The following is a 17,581-nucleotide window of genomic DNA, read 5'->3' as shown; positions in this document are numbered from 1 at the left end:
AGTAACGCGGGATTTGAAGATGGCTGAACCACGTTTCGTACACCTGCGGGTGCATAGCGACTACTCCATGATCGATGGGCTGGCAAAGACCGGGCCGCTGGTAAAAAAGGCGGCCTCGCTTGGCATGCCTGCGCTGGCGATCACCGATTTTACCAACCTGTGTGGCCTGGTGAAGTTCTACGGAACGGCGCATGGCGCAGGATTAAAGCCCATCGTCGGCGCGGATTTTCATGTGCAGAGCGACCTGCTCGGCGATGAGATGACGCAAATTTCCGTGTTAGCCATGAATAACACGGGCTATCAGAACCTCACTCTGCTGATCTCAAAAGCCTACCAGCGCGGCTACGGCGCACTGGGTCCATGGATTGACCGCGACTGGCTGGCGGAGCTGAACGAAGGTTTGCTGCTGATCTCCGGTGGCCGTATGGGAGATGTCGGCAAATGTCTGCTGCGCGGTAACAACGCGCTGGTGGATCAGTGCGTCTCGTTCTACGAAGAGTATTTCCCGGATCGTTATTACCTGGAGCTGATCCGTACCGGGCGTGCGGATGAAGAGAGCTACCTGCATGCGGCCGTCGCCCTGGCGGAAGCGCGTGGCCTGCCTGTGGTGGCCACCAACGATGTGCGCTTCCTTGAGGCGGGCGATTTTGACGCGCATGAAATTCGCGTCGCTATCCACGATGGCTTCACCCTCGACGATCCGAAACGTCCGCGCAACTACTCATCGCAGCAGTACATGCGCAGCGAAGAGGAGATGTGTGAGCTCTTCTCGGACATCCCGGAAGCGCTGGAAAACAGCGTAGAGATTGCCAAGCGCTGTAACGTCACCGTGCGTCTCGGCGAATACTTCCTGCCGCAGTTCCCGACGGGCGATATGACCACCGAAGATTTCCTGGTCATGAAATCGAAAGAGGGTCTGGAAGAGCGTCTGGAATTCCTCTTCCCGGATGAAGCGGTCCGTAAAGAGAAGCGTCCTGAATATGATGAGCGCCTGGATATTGAACTCCAGGTGATCAACCAGATGGGGTTCCCAGGCTACTTCCTGATCGTGATGGAGTTCATCCAGTGGTCGAAGGATAACGGCGTGCCGGTAGGCCCGGGCCGTGGTTCCGGTGCCGGCTCGCTGGTGGCGTATGCCCTGAAAATCACTGACCTCGATCCGCTGGAATTCGACCTGCTGTTCGAACGTTTCCTCAACCCGGAACGTGTCTCCATGCCCGACTTTGACGTCGACTTCTGCATGGAAAAACGCGACCAGGTGATTGAGCACGTGGCCGATATGTACGGTCGTGATGCGGTTTCGCAGATCATTACCTTCGGTACGATGGCGGCGAAAGCGGTTATCCGCGACGTGGGCCGCGTTCTGGGCCACCCGTACGGTTTTGTCGATCGTATCTCTAAGCTGGTGCCGCCCGATCCGGGCATGACCCTGGCGAAAGCCTTTGAAGCCGAACCTCAGCTGCCGGAAATTTACGAAGCCGACGAAGAGGTGAAAGCGCTGATCGACATGGCGCGCAAGCTGGAAGGCGTCACGCGTAACGCCGGTAAGCATGCGGGGGGCGTGGTTATCGCCCCGACCAAAATCACCGACTTTGCGCCGCTGTACTGCGACGAAGCGGGCCAGCATCCGGTCACCCAGTTCGACAAGAACGACGTAGAATACGCCGGGCTGGTGAAGTTCGACTTCCTGGGCCTGCGTACGCTGACCATCATCAACTGGGCGCTGGAGATGATCAACGCCCGTCGCGAGAAGAACGGCGAACCGCCGCTGGATATCGCGGCTATCCCGCTTGATGACAAGAAAAGTTTCGACATGCTGCAACGCTCGGAGACGACAGCCGTCTTCCAGCTTGAATCCCGCGGCATGAAAGATTTGATTAAGCGTCTGCAACCAGACTGCTTCGAAGATATGATCGCGCTGGTGGCCCTGTTCCGTCCGGGGCCGTTGCAGTCGGGGATGGTGGATAACTTTATCGACCGTAAGCACGGGCGCGAAGAGATTTCCTATCCGGACGTGCAATGGCAGCATGAAAGCCTGAAACCGGTACTGGAGCCGACCTATGGCATCATCCTGTATCAGGAACAGGTCATGCAGATCGCCCAGGTACTTTCGGGTTACACCCTTGGCGGCGCAGACATGCTGCGTCGTGCGATGGGTAAGAAAAAGCCGGAAGAGATGGCCAAGCAGCGTTCCATCTTTGAAGATGGAGCGAAGAAAAACGGCATCGATGGCGAACTGGCGATGAAAATCTTCGACCTGGTGGAAAAATTCGCCGGGTACGGATTTAACAAATCCCACTCCGCCGCCTATGCTTTGGTTTCGTATCAGACGCTGTGGCTGAAGGCTCACTATCCCGCTGAGTTTATGGCGGCGGTAATGACCGCCGATATGGACAACACCGAGAAGGTGGTGGGCCTGGTGGACGAGTGCTGGCGCATGGGGCTGAAGATCCTGCCGCCGGATATTAACTCGGGCCTGTACCATTTCCACGTTAACGATGACGGGGAAATCGTCTATGGGATCGGCGCGATCAAGGGCGTGGGTGAGGGGCCGATCGAGGCGATCATCGAAGCACGTAACAACGGCGGCTATTTCCGCGAGCTGTTCGATCTGTGCGCCCGAACCGATACCAAAAAACTGAACCGCCGCGTGCTGGAAAAACTGATCATGTCCGGCGCGTTTGACCGACTGGGGCCACACCGCGCCGCGCTGATGAACTCGCTCGGCGATGCGCTGAAAGCGGCCGATCAGCACGCGAAAGCGGAAGCCATTGGCCAGGCGGATATGTTCGGCGTGCTGGCGGAAGAGCCAGAGCAGATCGAGCAGTCTTATTCCAACTGCCAACCCTGGCCAGAACAGGTGGTGCTGGATGGGGAGCGTGAGACGTTAGGCCTGTACCTGACGGGGCACCCGATCAACCAGTATCTGAAAGAAATTGAGCGCTATGTCGGCGGCCACAGGCTTAAAGACATGCATCCGACAGAACGTGGTAAAATCACCACGGCTGCGGGGCTCGTGATTGCTGCAAGGGTAATGGTCACCAAGCGCGGCAATCGTATCGGCATCTGTACCCTGGATGACCGTTCCGGGCGTCTGGAGGTGATGTTGTTCACCGACGCGCTGGATAAATACCAGCAATTGCTGGAAAAAGACCGCATACTTATCGTCAGCGGACAGGTCAGCTTTGATGACTTCAGCGGGGGGCTTAAAATGACCGCCCGCGAAGTGATGGACATTGACGAAGCCCGGGAAAAATATGCTCGCGGGCTTGCTATCTCGCTGACGGACAGGCAAATTGATGACCAGCTTTTAAACCGACTCCGTCAGTCTCTGGAACCCCATCGCTCGGGGACCATTCCAGTACATCTCTACTATCAGAGGGCGGATGCACGTGCGCGGTTGCGCTTTGGTGCAACGTGGCGTGTCTCTCCGAGCGATCGTTTACTGAACGATCTCCGTGGCCTCATTGGTTCGGAGCAGGTGGAACTGGAGTTTGACTAATACAGGAATACTATGAGTCTGAATTTCCTTGATTTCGAACAGCCGATTGCAGAGCTGGAAGCGAAAATCGATTCTCTGACAGCCGTGAGCCGTCAGGATGAAAAACTGGATATTAACATCGACGAAGAAGTGCATCGTCTGCGCGAAAAAAGCGTAGAACTGACGCGCAAAATCTTTGCCGATCTCGGCGCATGGCAGATCGCCCAGCTGGCGCGTCATCCACAGCGTCCGTACACCCTGGATTATGTCCGCCTGGCGTTTGACGAATTTGACGAACTGGCAGGCGACCGCGCATACGCTGACGATAAAGCTATCGTCGGCGGTATCGCGCGTCTGGATGGACGTCCGGTGATGATCATTGGTCATCAGAAAGGCCGTGAAACCAAAGAGAAAATCCGTCGTAACTTCGGTATGCCAGCACCAGAAGGCTACCGTAAGGCCCTGCGTCTGATGGAGATGGCTGAGCGTTTCAATATGCCAATCATCACCTTCATCGACACGCCGGGGGCTTACCCGGGTGTTGGCGCTGAAGAGCGCGGCCAGTCTGAAGCCATCGCACGCAACCTGCGTGAGATGTCTCGCCTGAAAGTGCCGGTCATCTGTACCGTTATCGGTGAAGGTGGGTCCGGCGGTGCGCTGGCAATTGGCGTGGGCGATAAAGTGAATATGCTACAGTACAGTACCTATTCCGTTATCTCTCCGGAAGGCTGTGCCTCCATTCTGTGGAAAAGTGCCGATAAAGCGCCGCTGGCTGCCGAAGCGATGGGCATCATTGCCCCACGTCTGAAAGAGCTGAAGCTGATCGACACCGTTATCCCTGAACCGCTGGGCGGCGCGCACCGTAAGCCGGAAGTGATGGCTGCGTCCCTGAAAGCGCAGCTGCTGGCAGACCTGGCGGACCTGGACGTGCTGAGCAAAGAAGATCTGCTCAACCGTCGTTATCAGCGTCTGATGACCTACGGTTACGCGTAAGCCTCACAATTATCCTAAAAGCCGCACATTGTTGCGGCTTTTTTTATACCTGCCGTTTACCTTAACTATGCTTATCTGATGTTTTTCAAGGAGGTAAACCATGAACATCATTGCCATCATGGGGCCACACGGCGTCTTTTATAAAGACGAACCCATCAAGGAGCTGGAGCAAGCCCTTAAAGCACGCGGATACCAGCTGATCTGGCCGCAAAACAGCGCCGACCTGCTGAAATTTATCGAACACAATCCGCGCATCTGTGGCGTGATATTCGACTGGGACGAATACGACATGGAGTTGTGCAGCGATATCAATAAGCTCAACGAATATCTTCCGCTGTACGCGTTTATCAACACTCACTCGACCATGGACGTCAGCGCGCACGATATGCGTATGGCGCTATGGTTCTTCGAATACTCACTCGGCGTTGCCGAGGACATTGCGACCCGCATTCAGCAGTACACCGGTGAATACCTCGATAACATCACACCGCCGTTCACGCGCGCGCTGTTCACCTATGTGAATGAAGGGAAGTACACCTTCTGTACGCCAGGCCACATGGCGGGAACAGCCTATCAAAAAAGCCCGGTGGGATGCCTGTTCTACGATTTCTTCGGCGGTAACACGCTGAAGGCGGACGTGTCGATTTCGGTCACCGAGTTAGGCTCTCTGCTGGATCATACCGGCCCGCATCTGGAAGCCGAAGAGTACATCGCCCGGACCTTTGGCGCCGAGCAAAGCTACATGGTGACCAACGGTACCTCAACCTCGAACAAAATCGTCGGGATGTACGCCGCGCCTGCCGGCAGTACGCTGCTGATTGACCGCAACTGCCATAAATCACTGGCGCATTTGCTGATGATGAGCGACGTGGTGCCGCTCTGGCTCTCGCCTACGCGTAATGCGCTGGGTATTCTCGGCGGCATTCCTCGCCGTGAATTCGCGCATGAAGCCATTGAAAATAAGATCGCGGCGATCCCCGAGGCAAGCTGGCCCGTTCACGCGGTGATCACCAACTCCACCTATGACGGGCTGCTTTACAATACGAACTGGATCAAGCAGACGCTGGACGTGCCGTCGATCCACTTTGACTCCGCGTGGGTGCCTTACACCAATTTCCACCCGATTTACTCGGGTAAAAGTGGGATGAGTGGCGAGCGGGTGCCTGGCAAGGTGTTCTTCGAAACGCAGTCGACGCACAAAATGCTGGCCGCGTTTTCCCAGGCGTCTCTCATTCATATCAAGGGCGAGTACGACGAGGACACCTTCAACGAAGCCTTTATGATGCACACGACCACGTCGCCGAGCTACCCGCTGGTGGCGTCCATCGAAACGGCGGCGGCGATGCTGCGCGGTAATCCGGGTAAACGCCTGATCAATCGTTCGGTGGAACGGGCGCTGCATTTCCGAAAAGAGGTTCAGCGACTTAAAGATGAAGCGGACGGCTGGTTCTTTGATATCTGGCAGCCGGAAGAGATTGATGAGGCAGAATGCTGGCCCGTCGCGCCGGGGGAGAACTGGCACGGTTTTCGGGATGCCGATGCGGACCACATGTTCCTCGATCCGGTTAAGGTGACGATCCTGACGCCGGGCATGGATGAGCAGGGCGTGATGGGTGAGGAAGGGATCCCGGCTGCGCTGGTGGCGAAGTTCCTTGATGAGCGCGGCGTGGTGGTGGAGAAAACCGGACCCTATAATTTGCTGTTCCTGTTCAGCATCGGGATCGATAAAACCCGCGCGATGGGTCTGCTGCGCGGACTGATGGAGTTTAAGCGCGCATATGATCTGAACCTGCGGGTGAAGAATATGCTGCCGGATCTCTACGCGGAAGATCCTGACTTCTACCGCAATATGCGTATTCAGGATCTGGCTCAGGGGATCCACAGGCTGATCCGCCAGCACGATCTGCCGCGCCTGATGTTGCAGGCATTTGATGTTCTGCCTGAAATGAAGCTGACGCCGCACAGGGCGTGGCAGCGCCAGGTGAAAGGGGAGGTTGAAACCGTTGAGCTGGAGAACCTGGTCGGGCGGGTATCGGCCAACATGATCCTGCCTTATCCGCCGGGCGTGCCGCTGCTGATGCCGGGTGAAATGATCACCGAGGAGAGCCGGGCGGTGCTCGATTTCCTGCTGATGCTCTGTTCGGTGGGGCGCCACTATCCGGGCTTTGAAACGGATATTCATGGCGCGAAACGCGATGATAACGGCGTGTACTGGGTGAGAGTCCTAAAATAAAAGGGTCTGCTTGCCAGGGGCGGGTTGTCGGTTGTAACGTTCAGGGCATCATAAAAAGGAGAAACTATGCTGGGTTTAAAAGCGGTTCATCATATTGCGATCATTGCCACCGATTACGCGAAAAGTAAGGCATTCTACTGCGACGTTCTCGGCTTTACGCTGTTAAGCGAGGCCTACCGAGAGGAGCGCGACTCCTGGAAAGGCGATCTGGCGTTAAACGGACAATATGTGATTGAACTGTTCTCTTTTCCTTTCCCGCCAGCGCGACCTTCGCGCCCGGAAGCCTGCGGCCTGCGCCACCTGGCCTTCAGCGTCGATGACCTGGACAGCGCGGTAAAACATCTGGAAGCCCACGGCGTGGCCTGTGAAGCGATTCGTGTCGATCCCTTTACCGATAAACGTTTCACTTTTTTCAACGATCCGGACGGGCTGCCGCTGGAGCTTTACCAGCAGTAATCGCCGTCATGTGTGATAATGCCCGTTCAGTTCGGGCATTTTATGTGTAATTTCCTATGACCTTACCTGCTATCGCGCACGCCGTTTCACCCTACCGCCAGCTGCTGGTGGGGTTCAGCGGTGGCCTGGATTCCACCGTTTTGCTGCACCGCCTTAAGCTCTGGCGCGACCGTGAGCCTGACGTCCAGCTGCGGGCGATGCATATCCATCACGGCTTAAGCCCCCATGCCGACGACTGGGTGGCGCACTGCGAAGCGGTGTGCTCAGGGTGGGCAATCCCGCTGATCGTTGAACGCGTCACGCTTGAGGATGAGGGGCTGGGTATTGAGGCGCAGGCGCGGAAAGCCCGCTACGCCGCGTTTTCTGGCGCATTACAACCTGGAGAAGCGTTGGTCACCGCGCAGCATCTGGACGACCAGTGCGAGACGTTTTTACTGGCGCTCAAGCGGGGCAGCGGGCCTGCGGGGTTATCCGCCATGCCTGAACGCGCTGATTTTGCTGAAACAGAGCTCATCCGCCCGCTGCTGGGTGAAACGCGCGCTTCACTGGAAGCCTGGGCGCAGCAGCATCATCTGTGCTGGATTGAGGACGAGAGCAATCAGGACGACAGCTACGACCGAAACTTCCTGCGCCTGCGCGTGCTGCCGCTTCTGAACGAGCGCTGGGCGCATTTTTCCGAAGCGGCGGCCAGAAGCGCCATGCTGTGTGCTGAACAGGAAAGCTTGCTGGATGAATTGCTGAGCGAGGAGCTGGATACGCTGATTACCGCTGACGGTGCCCTGAACATTGCGCCGTTGAAGGTGATGAGCCCCGTGCGTCGGTCTGCTCTGATTCGCCGCTGGCTGGCTTCCCAGCGTGCGGTTATGCCGTCCCGGGCGATGCTCAACCGTATCTGGGAGGAAGTTGCACAGGCGAGGGAAGATGCCGCCCCGTGTATACACCTGAATGGTTATGACGTCAGGCGTTATAAAGGGCAACTCTGGTGGGTGAAATCTGTGCCGTCGCTGGGTGACGTTGTGCTCGACTGGCCGTCGCCGAAGAATGCATTAACGCTACCGTTGAATGCCGGTGTCGTTGCGTTAAGCCATTCAGGCAATGTGCGTCTACCTGAGCCGGACGAGAACGTCACCATACGCTTCAGGGCCAGCGGCATGCTGCATATCGTCGGGCGTAACGGCGGGCGTAAGCTGAAGAAAATCTGGCAGGAACAGAACGTTCCGCCCTGGCGACGTGATACCACGCCGCTTCTGTTTTACGGCGACACGCTCATCGCGGCGGCAGGGGTGTTCATCACTGAAGAGGGGTGGGCTGAAGCCGGAGTTAATTTTGAATGGAAAGCGTAACGGGCAGCCTGGCTGCCCGTTGGTTATCAGGATTCGCTCACCACGACGGTGCCGATTTCCGGATGGCTGAAACTGGCAATTTTGTCGAGGCGTAGCTCACGCGTTGCACCTGTATCTTCCACAACCAGGTATTCCACATTTTTACGGGAAACCAGATCGCTGGCCTTTGCCTTTAGCACTTCGCCATCTTTTAGCTCCAGCGTCAGTATTAAATGATGCTGGCAGGCGAGTTCGAGGTTGTCATAGTCATCACAATTGATGGGTTGATAGGTATCATTCATCGACATAATCGCTCACCAGTAAATTCGCCGCAGCATACGCTGCTTTTTCCCTGACCGATTCAGAAAGGCTCTCATCAGAGGCCACTTCATTTAGCACGTTCAATACACAGCCCAACGCATCCGGAATGTACCCCAGATCTCCGCTGGCGATCTCCGCATACCGTCTGCGAATCAACTCACAATAATTATTCACATCACCTCCTGCCAGCGTACTGACTTACTGTGAGATATCATTAAGCCTACGAAGTTAAACTCGGTTTAGCAAGGTGACTATACCATACTCATTTAAGCAATATCAGCGCCTTGATAAGAGGGAGCCACCACCTCGTAACAGCCTTTTGCCGCGGTTTTCGCTACAATGTACGCCTGATTCGAAAGGAGTTCTCTCATGGCGCTGAAAGCGACTATTTATAAAGCTGTGGTCAATGTGGCGGATCTTGACCGTAACCAGTTTCTGGATGCGTCATTGACGCTGGCGCGTCACCCTTCTGAAACCCAGGAGCGCATGATGCTGCGCCTGCTGGCGTGGATTAAGTATGCCGACGAGCGTCTGCAATTTACCCGTGGTTTAAGCGCGGAAGATGAACCGGAAGCCTGGCTGCGCAACGATCATCTGGGTATCGATTTATGGATTGAGCTTGGCCTGCCGGATGAACGCAGGATCAAAAAGGCCTGCACCCAGTCAGCTGAGGTGGCGTTGTTTGCCTATAACCAGCGCGCGGCGGAGATCTGGTGGCAACAAAATAAAAATAAATGTGCGCAGTTCAAAAATCTTACTGTCTGGTATCTGGATGATGAACAGCTGGCGCAGCTGAGTGCGTTCGCCAGCCGGACGATGGCGCTACAGGCGACGATTCAGGACGGTGCCATCTGGCTTTCCGATTCTCAGAATAATCTGGAAATACATCTCACGGCCTGGCAGCCCGCATCATGATTGTATTGTCCCGAAACGTCAGCATTCCTGATAACGAGCTTGAGATCACCGCCATCCGGGCCCAGGGAGCAGGGGGACAGCACGTTAACAAGGCCTCAACGGCTATCCATTTGCGCTTTGACATTCGGGCCTCCAGCCTGCCAGAGTATTATAAAGAAAGTCTGCTTGCCGCCAGCCATCACCTGATCACCAGCGAGGGTGTGATGGTGATTAAAGCGCAGGAGTATCGCAGCCAGGAGCTTAACCGGGAAGCGGCAATAGCCCGGCTGGTCGCGGTCATCAAAGAGCTGACGGCTGTGCAAAAAAGTCGCCGGGCAACACGTCCAACGCGGGCATCGAAAGAACGTCGGTTGTCATCGAAGGCGCAGAAATCCACCGTAAAATCACTGCGTGGCAAAGTCCGCCACCCGTAATGTGACGAAAGGGACACCCTTTTTCATAAGGAAAGAATTGTGAAAAAAGCATTATTATCAGCGCTGGCCGTGACAAGCCTGTTTGCGCTTTTTGGCTGTAACAACCGTTCGGAAACCCAGGTACCACAGCCCACGCAAAATGAAGAATTAAAGCCGATGCAGCAGAGCTGGCGCGGCGTTTTGCCATGTGCAGATTGCGAGGGCATCGAAACCTCTCTGTTCCTGCAAAAAGATGGCACCTGGGTCATGAACCAGCGTTACCAGGGGGCGAAAGAACCGTCTTCTTTTGCATCTTATGGAACATGGGCGCGTACGGCTGAGAAGCTGGTATTGACGGATACCACGGGCGATAAAACTTATTTCCGCGCCAAAGGCGAGGGGATGGAGATGCTCGATCGCGAAGGCAATCCGATTGATTCCCAGTTCAACTACACGTTGGCCCCGGTGAAAGCGACCCTGCCAGCCACCCCAATGGCAATGCGAGGGATGTATTTCTACATGGCGGATGCGGCGATCTTCACTGACTGTGCAACCGGGAAGAAAGTCAGCGTGGCGAACAATGCCCAGCTGGAGCGAGACTATGCCGTCGCGCGCGGCAACGACAGTAAGCCAGTGTTGCTGACGGTTGAAGGGCATTTTACGCTGGAGCCAAACCCGGATAGCGGCGAGCTGGTGAAAACGCTGGTGGCAGATAAAGACGCGAAGTTTGCTGCGGGGAAAGACTGCGAAAGCAAATAAGATATAGCCATTAAAAAACCCCGCGCTGGCGGGGTTTTTTGTTTTTTAACCTTTGATGGCTTTCACCAGGTAATCAAGAATATCGCCCGTCTTGATCATCTGTTTTTCGCCGTTGCGACGGTATTTGTATTCAATCTCGTCGCTGTCGAGGTTACGGTCGCCGATGACGATGGTATGGGGAATACCGATCAGTTCCATGTCAGCAAACATCACGCCAGGACGCTCTTTACGATCATCCATCAGCACGTCGATACCTTTCGCGCTCAGCTCAGCGTAGAGTTTCTCAGCCAGCTCCTGCACGCGGTAAGACTTGTGCATGTTCATTGGCAGGATCGCCACCTGGAACGGCGCGATGTTATCCGGCCAGACGATTCCGCGTTCGTCATAGTTCTGCTCGATAGCGGCAGCAACAACGCGCGTTACGCCAATGCCGTAGCAGCCCATGGTCAGAACCTGGTTACGACCATCTTCGCCCTGAACGGCAGCGTTCATTGCGCGCGAGTACTTATCGCCCAGCTGGAAGATGTGGCCTACTTCGATACCGCGTTTGATCATCAGGGTACCCTTGCCGTCCGGGCTTGGATCGCCTGCGACCACGTTACGGATGTCAGCCACTTCCGGCGTCGCCACGTCCCGATCCCAGTTGATGCCGAAGTAGTGTTTACCGTCGATGTTTGCGCCCGCAGCGAAGTCGCTCATCGCCGCAACGGTGCGGTCAATGACCACCGGAACAGGCATGTTCACCGGACCCAGAGAACCAGGACCTGCATTCACCACGGCGCGGATCTCCGCTTCCGTTGCGAAGGTCAGCGGGCTGGCAACCTGCGGCAGCTTCTCGGCTTTCACTTCGTTCAGCTCGTGATCGCCTCGTACCAGCAGGGCAATCAGTGGATAAGCGCTACCTTCAGCCGATTTCACCAGCAGGGTTTTCACGGTTTTTTCGATCGGCAGAGTAAACTGCTCAACCAGCTCGGCGATAGTTTTCGCGTTTGGCGTATCAACCAGCGTCATCTCTTGCGTTGCCGCACCGCGTGGTTCTTTCGGTGCCAGCGCTTCTGCAAATTCGATGTTCGCGGCGTAATCAGAGGAGTCAGAGAAGATCACATCGTCTTCGCCGCTCTGCGCCAGAACCTGAAATTCATGAGAGGCGCTACCGCCGATTGAACCGGTATCAGCCTGTACAGCACGGAAATCCAGCCCCATGCGGGAGAAGATTTTGCTGTAGGCCGCGTACATTTTGTCGTAGGTCTCTTGCAGCGATTCCTGAGAAGTATGGAAAGAGTAAGCATCTTTCATCAGGAATTCGCGAGAACGCATGACGCCAAAGCGTGGACGCACTTCGTCACGGAACTTGGTCTGGATCTGGAAGAAGTTCAGCGGCAGCTGTTTGTAAGAGCTCAGCTCGTTACGGATCAGGTCGGTGATCACTTCTTCATGCGTTGGACCGAGAACGAATGGACGATCGCCACGATCGGCAATACGCAGCAGTTCAGGACCGTACTGCTCCCAGCGACCGCTCTCCTGCCACAGTTCAGAGGGCTGAACGACCGGCATTAACACCTCGATAGCACCGGCGTTGTTCATCTCTTCACGCACGATGTTTTCGACTTTTTTCAGGACGCGCACGCCGGTCGGCAGCCAGGTGTATAACCCGGAGGCCAGCTTGCGGATCATCCCGGCGCGCAGCATCAGCTGGTGGCTGATCACCTCGGCGTCGGCAGGTGTCTCCTTCAGAGTGGAGAGCAGATATTGGCTAGTACGCATGTTGTTACGGTTCCATTTCGACGATTGGAACAGGCTGAAACACCAGCCTGACACAAAAAAAGTGGTTTAGTTTACCAGTGTGGCAAAGATGCCAAAAGAGAGGAGAACAAAATTACCTGGGTTCCAGGGCAAACACTTCAAAACCCGCCGCAGTCACGCGCCAGCGCACGTTAAAGTCCAGCAGCCAGACAGCGTACGTTTTCCCGGCTTCCTCTTCTTTGCGGTAGGCGGGACGGGGGTCCTGGGCCAGCACTTCAACGATAAAGTCACGCAGACGAGGATAACGCTTTTCCAGCTCGCTGATTTGCGTTGTAATTTCAGACGTGAAGTGAACCGGCATATCTGCCTGCGGTGCGTCCTGTGCATAGCTTGCCCGGGCATCCGGCAGCGCTTCGGCGAAGGGCAGGTAAGGCTTAATATCTATGACCGGCGTGCCATCAACCAGGTCAAGGCTACCTAACTCCAGGATCACCTGATCTTTCTGACAACGTATGCCTTTCAGCTCGACCAGCGACATCCCGATGGGGTTGGGACGAAAGGTTGAGCGGGTGGCAAAGACACCCATTCTGGCATTTCCGCCCAGACGAGGCGGACGCACGGTGGGACGCCAGCCGCCTTCCATGGTCTGGTGAAATACAAAGACCACCCATAAATGGCTGAACGCCTCAAGCCCGCGCACTGCATCGGCCTGATTATACGGCGCGACAAGATGAAGCTCGCCGCCGCCGTTAATGACCAGACCCGGCTGACGCGGCACGGCGAACTTTTCTTTATAAGGGGAGCGAATAACGCCTATCTGCTCGAACTGAAATGAACTCATTTCGCCGTAATGTTAAGCGCAGAACCGATACATACCGCCTGGCGATAGCAACCTGGTGTGCCGCTGGTGACTTCGCAGCTGTGCAGCAGCACCGCGTTGGCTTTCATTTTCGACGCGTTGATTTGCATACGCTTGCGGGCTGTCGGAATATTAGGTGGGGAGTCCTGATTCGTTGCCTGGCAGGATTCGCCGCTCACTTCGCCCAGTTCACGGAATGGCTTACCGACCAGCTCGTCGGCTTTGGTAATAATACGTACCGGCGCAGCGCGAGGCGCTTTCGGTTTTGCTGGCTCCGCTTTTGGCGGGGTTGCAGTGCTTTGAACAGGTTCAACAGGAGATCTGCTTAGCATAGAACAGCCGCTCAGCATCAGTGCTAAAAGACAGATCGGTAAAGCACGCATAATAATTCCTCAGTGGATAATCAAAACGTCAGATATTGAAGCAGTTGACCGCACAAATGACAAGACGGGCAAACGCCCGTCTTGATGATATTACACTGCCGGGAGATTACCAGCCTTTAACCGCGCCGCCGTTAAACACCTTATTGGCTTCCTGGTACACTTCTTCAGACTGATAGGCCTGTATGAATTTCTTCACATTCTCCGCGTCTTTGTTGTCTTCGCGAGTCACGATCAGGTTGACGTACGGGGAATCTTTGTCTTCAACGAAGATGCCATCTTTCGCTGGGGTCAGGCCGATCTGGCTGGCGTAAGTGGTGTTGATCACGGCCAGGGCGATCTGCGCATCGTCCAGAGAACGTGGCAGCTGTGGTGCTTCCAGTTCAACAATTTTCAGATTTTTCGGGTTTTCGGTTACGTCCAGAACGGTCGGTAACAGGCCAACGCCTTCTTTCAGTTTAATCAGACCCACTTTCTGTAGCAGAAGCAGGGAACGGCCAAGGTTGGTTGGGTCGTTAGGGACGGCAACCTGTGAACCCGGCTGGAGTTCATCCAGAGATTTAATTTTCTTGGAGTAACCGGCAATTGGGTAAACGAAGGTGTTACCGACAGCAACCAGTTTGTAGCCACGATCTTTGATCTGCTGATCCAGGTACGGTTTATGCTGGAAGGCGTTAGCGTCAATGTCGCCTTTGCTCAGCGCTTCGTTCGGCAGAACGTAATCGTTGAAGGTCACCAGTTCAACGTCCAAGCCATATTTCTCTTTCGCGATTTTCTGCGCGGCCTCAGCAACCTGCTGTTCTGCACCGACGATAACGCCTACTTTGATGTGGTTTGGATCTTTTTCGTCCTGACCGCAACCCACCAGTGCCAGCGAACCAATCAGTGCGCCTACTGCTGCAAAGGTCTTAAATTTAAACGCCATGTTATGTCCTTAACTCGTCGAGTTTGTGTTGTTTGTAACGTTATTTATGCGTAACAGCCCGGACGATACGATCGCCAGAGAATTGAATTAAGTAAACCAGCACAACCAGCAATACCAGAACGGTATTCATTACGGTAGCGTTATAGCCAATATAGCCGTACTGATAGCCAATCTGGCCTAAACCGCCAGCACCTACGGCGCCGCCCATCGCGGAATAACCGACCAGGGTGATAAGCGTGATGGTTGCTGCGTTTACCAGCCCAGGCAGCGCCTCAGGCAGCAGAACTTTGCGAACGATCTGCATTGGGGTTGCGCCCATCGCGCGGGAAGCTTCAATCAGGCCAGTTGGGATTTCCAGCAGGGCGTTTTCCACCATACGGGCGATAAACGGTGCCGCGCCTACGGTCAGCGGGACAATAGCTGCCTGCAAACCAATCGACGTCCCGACGATCACGCGTGTAAACGGAATCATCCACACCAGCAGAATAATGAACGGAATAGACCGGAAAATGTTCACCAGCGCAGAGAGCGTGCGATACAGCTTCGCGTTTTCAATAATTTGACCCGGGCGCGTAACGTACAGCAGCACGCCGACCGGCAGCCCAATCACAAAACCAAAGAAGCCCGATACGAAGGTCATTGCCAGCGTTTCCCAAACGCCGCGAACCAGTAGCCACATCATCGGCTCAGACATAACCCAGTACCTCTACTTTTACGTGATGTTCTTGCAGCCAGGCAATTGCCGCCTGGGTTTCTTCCTGTGTGCCGTGCATTTCCGTCAGCATAATGCCGAACTTCACGCCACCGGCGTAGTCCATCTGCGCGCTAATAATGTTGTTATTCACGTTAAAGCGACGCGCGGTTTCGGACAGCAGCGGTGCGTCAACGGACTGGCCCGTGAACTCCATGCGCAGCATCGGGACGCTGTCAGGCGTTGCGTCTGTTTTTAAACGTTCCAGATAATCTTCCGGAATATCCAGATGCAGTGTGGACTGAATAAACTGCTGAGCCAGCGGCGTTTTCGGGTGCGAGAAGACTTCACTCACCGTGTCCTGCTCAATCAGCTCACCGTTGCTGATAACTGCCACACAGTCGCAGATACGTTTCACTACATCCATTTCATGCGTAATAAGGAGGATAGTCAGGCCCAGACGACGGTTAATGTCTTTTAACAGTTCCAGAATAGAGCGCGTAGTTGCCGGATCTAATGCGCTGGTGGCTTCATCGCACAGCAGCACTTTTGGGTTGCTTGCCAGCGCGCGAGCGATTGCTACACGCTGTTTTTGCCCGCCGGACAGATTTGCCGGGTAGCTGTCATGTTTATCACCCAGTCCAACCAGATCCAGCAATTCGGTGACGCGACGCGTCACTTCTTCTTTTGGTGTGTTATCCAGCTCCAGGGGTAACGCAACGTTACCGAACACGGTGCGGGAGGCCAGCAGGTTAAAGTGCTGGAAAATCATGCCAATCTGGCGACGCGCTTTGGTGAGCTCTTTTTCTGAGAGAGCGGTAAGCTCCTGGCCGCCAACTTCTACGCTGCCCTGGGTTGGGCGCTCAAGCAGGTTAACACAACGGATCAGCGTACTTTTACCCGCACCCGATGCGCCAATGACGCCATAAATCTGACCAGCAGGCACATGCAGGCTGACGTTGTTCAGCGCCTGAATGGTTCGGTTCCCCTGCTGGAACACTTTGGTGATATTGGAAAGTTTAATCATTAGATTATTTTTATCGTAAGTAAGTTAGCCGTGGCATTTTCTTCTGCCAGATACGGGGAATGACCGTAAACAAAATGGATGTTAAGGCATCCAGACGTCTAAATCAATCCACCTCTGTGCGATGAGCACTTTATTGCGCTGCGATTCATGAGATACTAGCTGAACAAGACTTTTTCAGGAGCAAACCGGTGGCAAAATCTGTACCCGCAATTTTTCTTGATCGTGACGGCACTATTAATGTGGATCACGGTTACGTCCATGAGATTGATGAGTTCGAGTTTATCGAGGGCGTTATAGATGCCATGCGCCAGTTGAAAGAGATGGGCTATGCGCTGGTGGTGGTAACTAACCAGTCCGGTATCGCCCGGGGTAAATTCACCGAAGCGCAATTCGAGACGCTGACGGAATGGATGGACTGGTCTCTGGCCGATCGCGGCGTCGATCTTGATGGCATCTATTATTGTCCGCATCACCCGCAGGGAAGTGTAGAAGCGTATCGACAGACCTGTGACTGCCGTAAGCCACACCCGGGCATGTTTATCTCTGCACAGGAATTCCTGCACATTGATATGGCCGCATCTTATATGGTGGGCGATAAACTGGAAGATATGCAGGCAGCAGCGGCGGCAGGTGTAGGTACCAAAGTATTAGTGCGTACCGGTAAACCGGTCACCCCAGAAGCAGAGAATGCAGCCGACTGGGTGATAAATAGTCTGGCAGAACTGCCAAAAGAGATTAAAAAGCACCAAAAATAGGCGTTTTGGCGAAAAGGTGAGCGGTTGAAATAAAAATGCATTTTTCCGCTTGTCATTCCTCGGCGGCTCCCTATAATGCGCCTCCATCGACACGGCGGATGTGAATCACTTCACAGACAACCCGGTCGGCTGAAGAGAAAAAATCCTGAAAATCAGGGTTGACTCTGAAAGAGGAAAGCGTAATATACGCCACCTCGCGACAGAGCGCTGAAGCGCGTCGCAACTGCTCTTTAACAATTTATCAGACAATCTGTGTGGGCACTCAAAGTGACATGGATTCTTAACGTCGCAAGACGAAAAATGAATACCAAGTCTCAACGAGTGAACAC

General features: G+C 54.7%; 17 protein-coding genes. 9 read left to right on the top strand and 8 right to left on the bottom strand.

Annotated features, from left to right (window positions below; genetic code table 11):
- Positions 1–19: 19 nt before the first annotated feature.
- The 5 genes from dnaE to tilS all read left to right on the top strand — a co-directional run bounded on the left by dnaE (position 20) and on the right by tilS (position 8,506).
- Positions 20–3,502, top strand: a complete 3,483-nt coding sequence (dnaE, locus tag ACOTW6_RS13060; protein ID WP_003856156.1) for a DNA polymerase III subunit alpha — start codon at positions 20–22, stop codon at positions 3,500–3,502.
- A 12-nt stretch (positions 3,503–3,514) separates the two neighbouring features.
- Entirely contained in the window at positions 3,515–4,474 is a 960-nt protein-coding gene (gene accA / locus ACOTW6_RS13055; RefSeq protein ID WP_013095666.1) for an acetyl-CoA carboxylase carboxyl transferase subunit alpha, read from the top strand.
- A 100-nt stretch (positions 4,475–4,574) separates the two neighbouring features.
- Positions 4,575–6,707, top strand: a complete 2,133-nt coding sequence (locus ACOTW6_RS13050) for a lysine decarboxylase LdcC (protein ID WP_213789034.1) — start codon at positions 4,575–4,577, stop codon at positions 6,705–6,707.
- Positions 6,708–6,773: 66 nt separating this feature from the next.
- Positions 6,774–7,163 carry a VOC family protein gene (locus ACOTW6_RS13045; RefSeq protein WP_003856151.1) on the top strand — a complete coding sequence of 130 codons (390 nt, stop codon included), beginning with the start codon at positions 6,774–6,776 and terminating at the stop codon, positions 7,161–7,163.
- A gap of 56 nt (positions 7,164–7,219) precedes the next feature.
- Positions 7,220–8,506 (top strand): tRNA lysidine(34) synthetase TilS, encoded by a 1,287-nt coding sequence (gene tilS, locus ACOTW6_RS13040; RefSeq protein WP_121479271.1) that lies wholly within the window; start codon positions 7,220–7,222, stop codon positions 8,504–8,506.
- A gap of 26 nt (positions 8,507–8,532) precedes the next feature.
- On the opposite strand, the gene rof is transcribed toward tilS, so the two are convergent.
- Both rof and ACOTW6_RS13030 read right to left on the bottom strand, forming a co-directional pair.
- Positions 8,533–8,793: a Rho-binding antiterminator gene (rof, locus tag ACOTW6_RS13035; protein ID WP_063159681.1), complete on the bottom strand. Its 261-nt coding sequence runs from the start codon at positions 8,791–8,793 to the stop codon at positions 8,533–8,535.
- The gene (locus ACOTW6_RS13030) at positions 8,780–8,980 is read right to left on the bottom strand and encodes a YaeP family protein (protein WP_003856146.1); all 201 of its coding nucleotides are present in this window, start codon (positions 8,978–8,980) and stop codon (positions 8,780–8,782) included. The genes rof and ACOTW6_RS13030 overlap by 14 nt, the downstream gene beginning before the upstream one ends.
- A 195-nt stretch (positions 8,981–9,175) precedes the next feature.
- Here ACOTW6_RS13030 and ACOTW6_RS13025 point away from each other — a divergent pair, with 195 nt between their 5' ends.
- The 3 genes from ACOTW6_RS13025 to nlpE are packed head-to-tail and all read left to right on the top strand — an operon-like array spanning position 9,176 to position 10,872.
- Positions 9,176–9,721 (top strand): YaeQ family protein, encoded by a 546-nt coding sequence (locus ACOTW6_RS13025; protein ID WP_003856144.1) that lies wholly within the window; start codon positions 9,176–9,178, stop codon positions 9,719–9,721.
- Positions 9,718–10,134: an alternative ribosome rescue aminoacyl-tRNA hydrolase ArfB gene (gene arfB / locus ACOTW6_RS13020; protein WP_006810027.1), complete on the top strand. Its 417-nt coding sequence runs from the start codon at positions 9,718–9,720 to the stop codon at positions 10,132–10,134. The genes ACOTW6_RS13025 and arfB overlap by 4 nt, the downstream gene beginning before the upstream one ends.
- Before the next feature lie 39 nt (positions 10,135–10,173).
- A complete protein-coding gene (nlpE, locus tag ACOTW6_RS13015) occupies positions 10,174–10,872 on the top strand; it encodes an envelope stress response activation lipoprotein NlpE (RefSeq protein ID WP_213789033.1) in 699 nt (232 codons plus the stop codon).
- Positions 10,873–10,917: 45 nt separating this feature from the next.
- Here nlpE and proS read toward each other — a convergent pair whose 3' ends face one another.
- The 6 genes from proS to metN form a co-directional block, all read right to left on the bottom strand.
- Entirely contained in the window at positions 10,918–12,636 is a 1,719-nt protein-coding gene (gene proS, locus ACOTW6_RS13010) for a proline--tRNA ligase (RefSeq protein ID WP_062932316.1), read from the bottom strand.
- A 112-nt stretch (positions 12,637–12,748) separates the two neighbouring features.
- Positions 12,749–13,456 (bottom strand): tRNA (N6-threonylcarbamoyladenosine(37)-N6)-methyltransferase TrmO, encoded by a 708-nt coding sequence (tsaA, locus tag ACOTW6_RS13005; protein WP_062932315.1) that lies wholly within the window; start codon positions 13,454–13,456, stop codon positions 12,749–12,751.
- Positions 13,453–13,857: an Rcs stress response system protein RcsF gene (rcsF, locus tag ACOTW6_RS13000; protein WP_003856133.1), complete on the bottom strand. Its 405-nt coding sequence runs from the start codon at positions 13,855–13,857 to the stop codon at positions 13,453–13,455. The genes tsaA and rcsF overlap by 4 nt, the downstream gene beginning before the upstream one ends.
- Before the next feature lie 106 nt (positions 13,858–13,963).
- A complete protein-coding gene (metQ, locus tag ACOTW6_RS12995) occupies positions 13,964–14,779 on the bottom strand; it encodes a methionine ABC transporter substrate-binding lipoprotein MetQ (RefSeq protein ID WP_003856132.1) in 816 nt (271 codons plus the stop codon).
- A gap of 40 nt (positions 14,780–14,819) precedes the next feature.
- Positions 14,820–15,473, bottom strand: a complete 654-nt coding sequence (locus ACOTW6_RS12990) for a methionine ABC transporter permease MetI (RefSeq protein ID WP_003856130.1) — start codon at positions 15,471–15,473, stop codon at positions 14,820–14,822.
- Positions 15,466–16,497 (bottom strand): methionine ABC transporter ATP-binding protein MetN, encoded by a 1,032-nt coding sequence (gene metN, locus ACOTW6_RS12985; protein ID WP_006810022.1) that lies wholly within the window; start codon positions 16,495–16,497, stop codon positions 15,466–15,468. Before metN ends, ACOTW6_RS12990 begins: the two co-directional genes overlap by 8 nt.
- Before the next feature lie 188 nt (positions 16,498–16,685).
- On the opposite strand from metN, the gene gmhB reads away from it, so the two are divergent.
- Positions 16,686–17,252, top strand: a complete 567-nt coding sequence (gene gmhB, locus ACOTW6_RS12980; RefSeq protein ID WP_045356790.1) for a D-glycero-beta-D-manno-heptose 1,7-bisphosphate 7-phosphatase — start codon at positions 16,686–16,688, stop codon at positions 17,250–17,252.
- The last annotated feature ends 329 nt before the right edge of the window (positions 17,253–17,581 follow it).

It is taken from the genome of Enterobacter cloacae complex sp. IR5403, assembly GCF_049238705.1.
GTDB classification, from domain to species: domain Bacteria; phylum Pseudomonadota; class Gammaproteobacteria; order Enterobacterales; family Enterobacteriaceae; genus Enterobacter; species Enterobacter hormaechei_C.
The sequence above is the reverse complement of the archived record's forward strand: the minus strand, read 5'-3'. Positions and strand labels throughout refer to the sequence as shown.

What these genes read in the sequence shown, in the direction of transcription:
- dnaE (WP_003856156.1), top strand. Translation starts at nt 20, where the DNA reads ATGGCTGAACCACGTTTCGTACACCTGCGGGTGCATAGCGACTACTCC.
- accA (WP_013095666.1), top strand. Translation starts at nt 3,515, where the DNA reads ATGAGTCTGAATTTCCTTGATTTCGAACAGCCGATTGCAGAGCTGGAA.
- ACOTW6_RS13050 (WP_213789034.1), top strand. Translation starts at nt 4,575, where the DNA reads ATGAACATCATTGCCATCATGGGGCCACACGGCGTCTTTTATAAAGAC.
- ACOTW6_RS13045 (WP_003856151.1), top strand. Translation starts at nt 6,774, where the DNA reads ATGCTGGGTTTAAAAGCGGTTCATCATATTGCGATCATTGCCACCGAT.
- tilS (WP_121479271.1), top strand. Translation starts at nt 7,220, where the DNA reads ATGACCTTACCTGCTATCGCGCACGCCGTTTCACCCTACCGCCAGCTG.
- rof (WP_063159681.1), bottom strand. Translation starts at nt 8,793, where the DNA reads ATGTCGATGAATGATACCTATCAACCCATCAATTGTGATGACTATGAC.
- ACOTW6_RS13025 (WP_003856144.1), top strand. Translation starts at nt 9,176, where the DNA reads ATGGCGCTGAAAGCGACTATTTATAAAGCTGTGGTCAATGTGGCGGAT.
- arfB (WP_006810027.1), top strand. Translation starts at nt 9,718, where the DNA reads ATGATTGTATTGTCCCGAAACGTCAGCATTCCTGATAACGAGCTTGAG.
- proS (WP_062932316.1), bottom strand. Translation starts at nt 12,636, where the DNA reads ATGCGTACTAGCCAATATCTGCTCTCCACTCTGAAGGAGACACCTGCC.
- tsaA (WP_062932315.1), bottom strand. Translation starts at nt 13,456, where the DNA reads ATGAGTTCATTTCAGTTCGAGCAGATAGGCGTTATTCGCTCCCCTTAT.
- rcsF (WP_003856133.1), bottom strand. Translation starts at nt 13,857, where the DNA reads ATGCGTGCTTTACCGATCTGTCTTTTAGCACTGATGCTGAGCGGCTGT.
- metQ (WP_003856132.1), bottom strand. Translation starts at nt 14,779, where the DNA reads ATGGCGTTTAAATTTAAGACCTTTGCAGCAGTAGGCGCACTGATTGGT.
- ACOTW6_RS12990 (WP_003856130.1), bottom strand. Translation starts at nt 15,473, where the DNA reads ATGTCTGAGCCGATGATGTGGCTACTGGTTCGCGGCGTTTGGGAAACG.
- metN (WP_006810022.1), bottom strand. Translation starts at nt 16,497, where the DNA reads ATGATTAAACTTTCCAATATCACCAAAGTGTTCCAGCAGGGGAACCGA.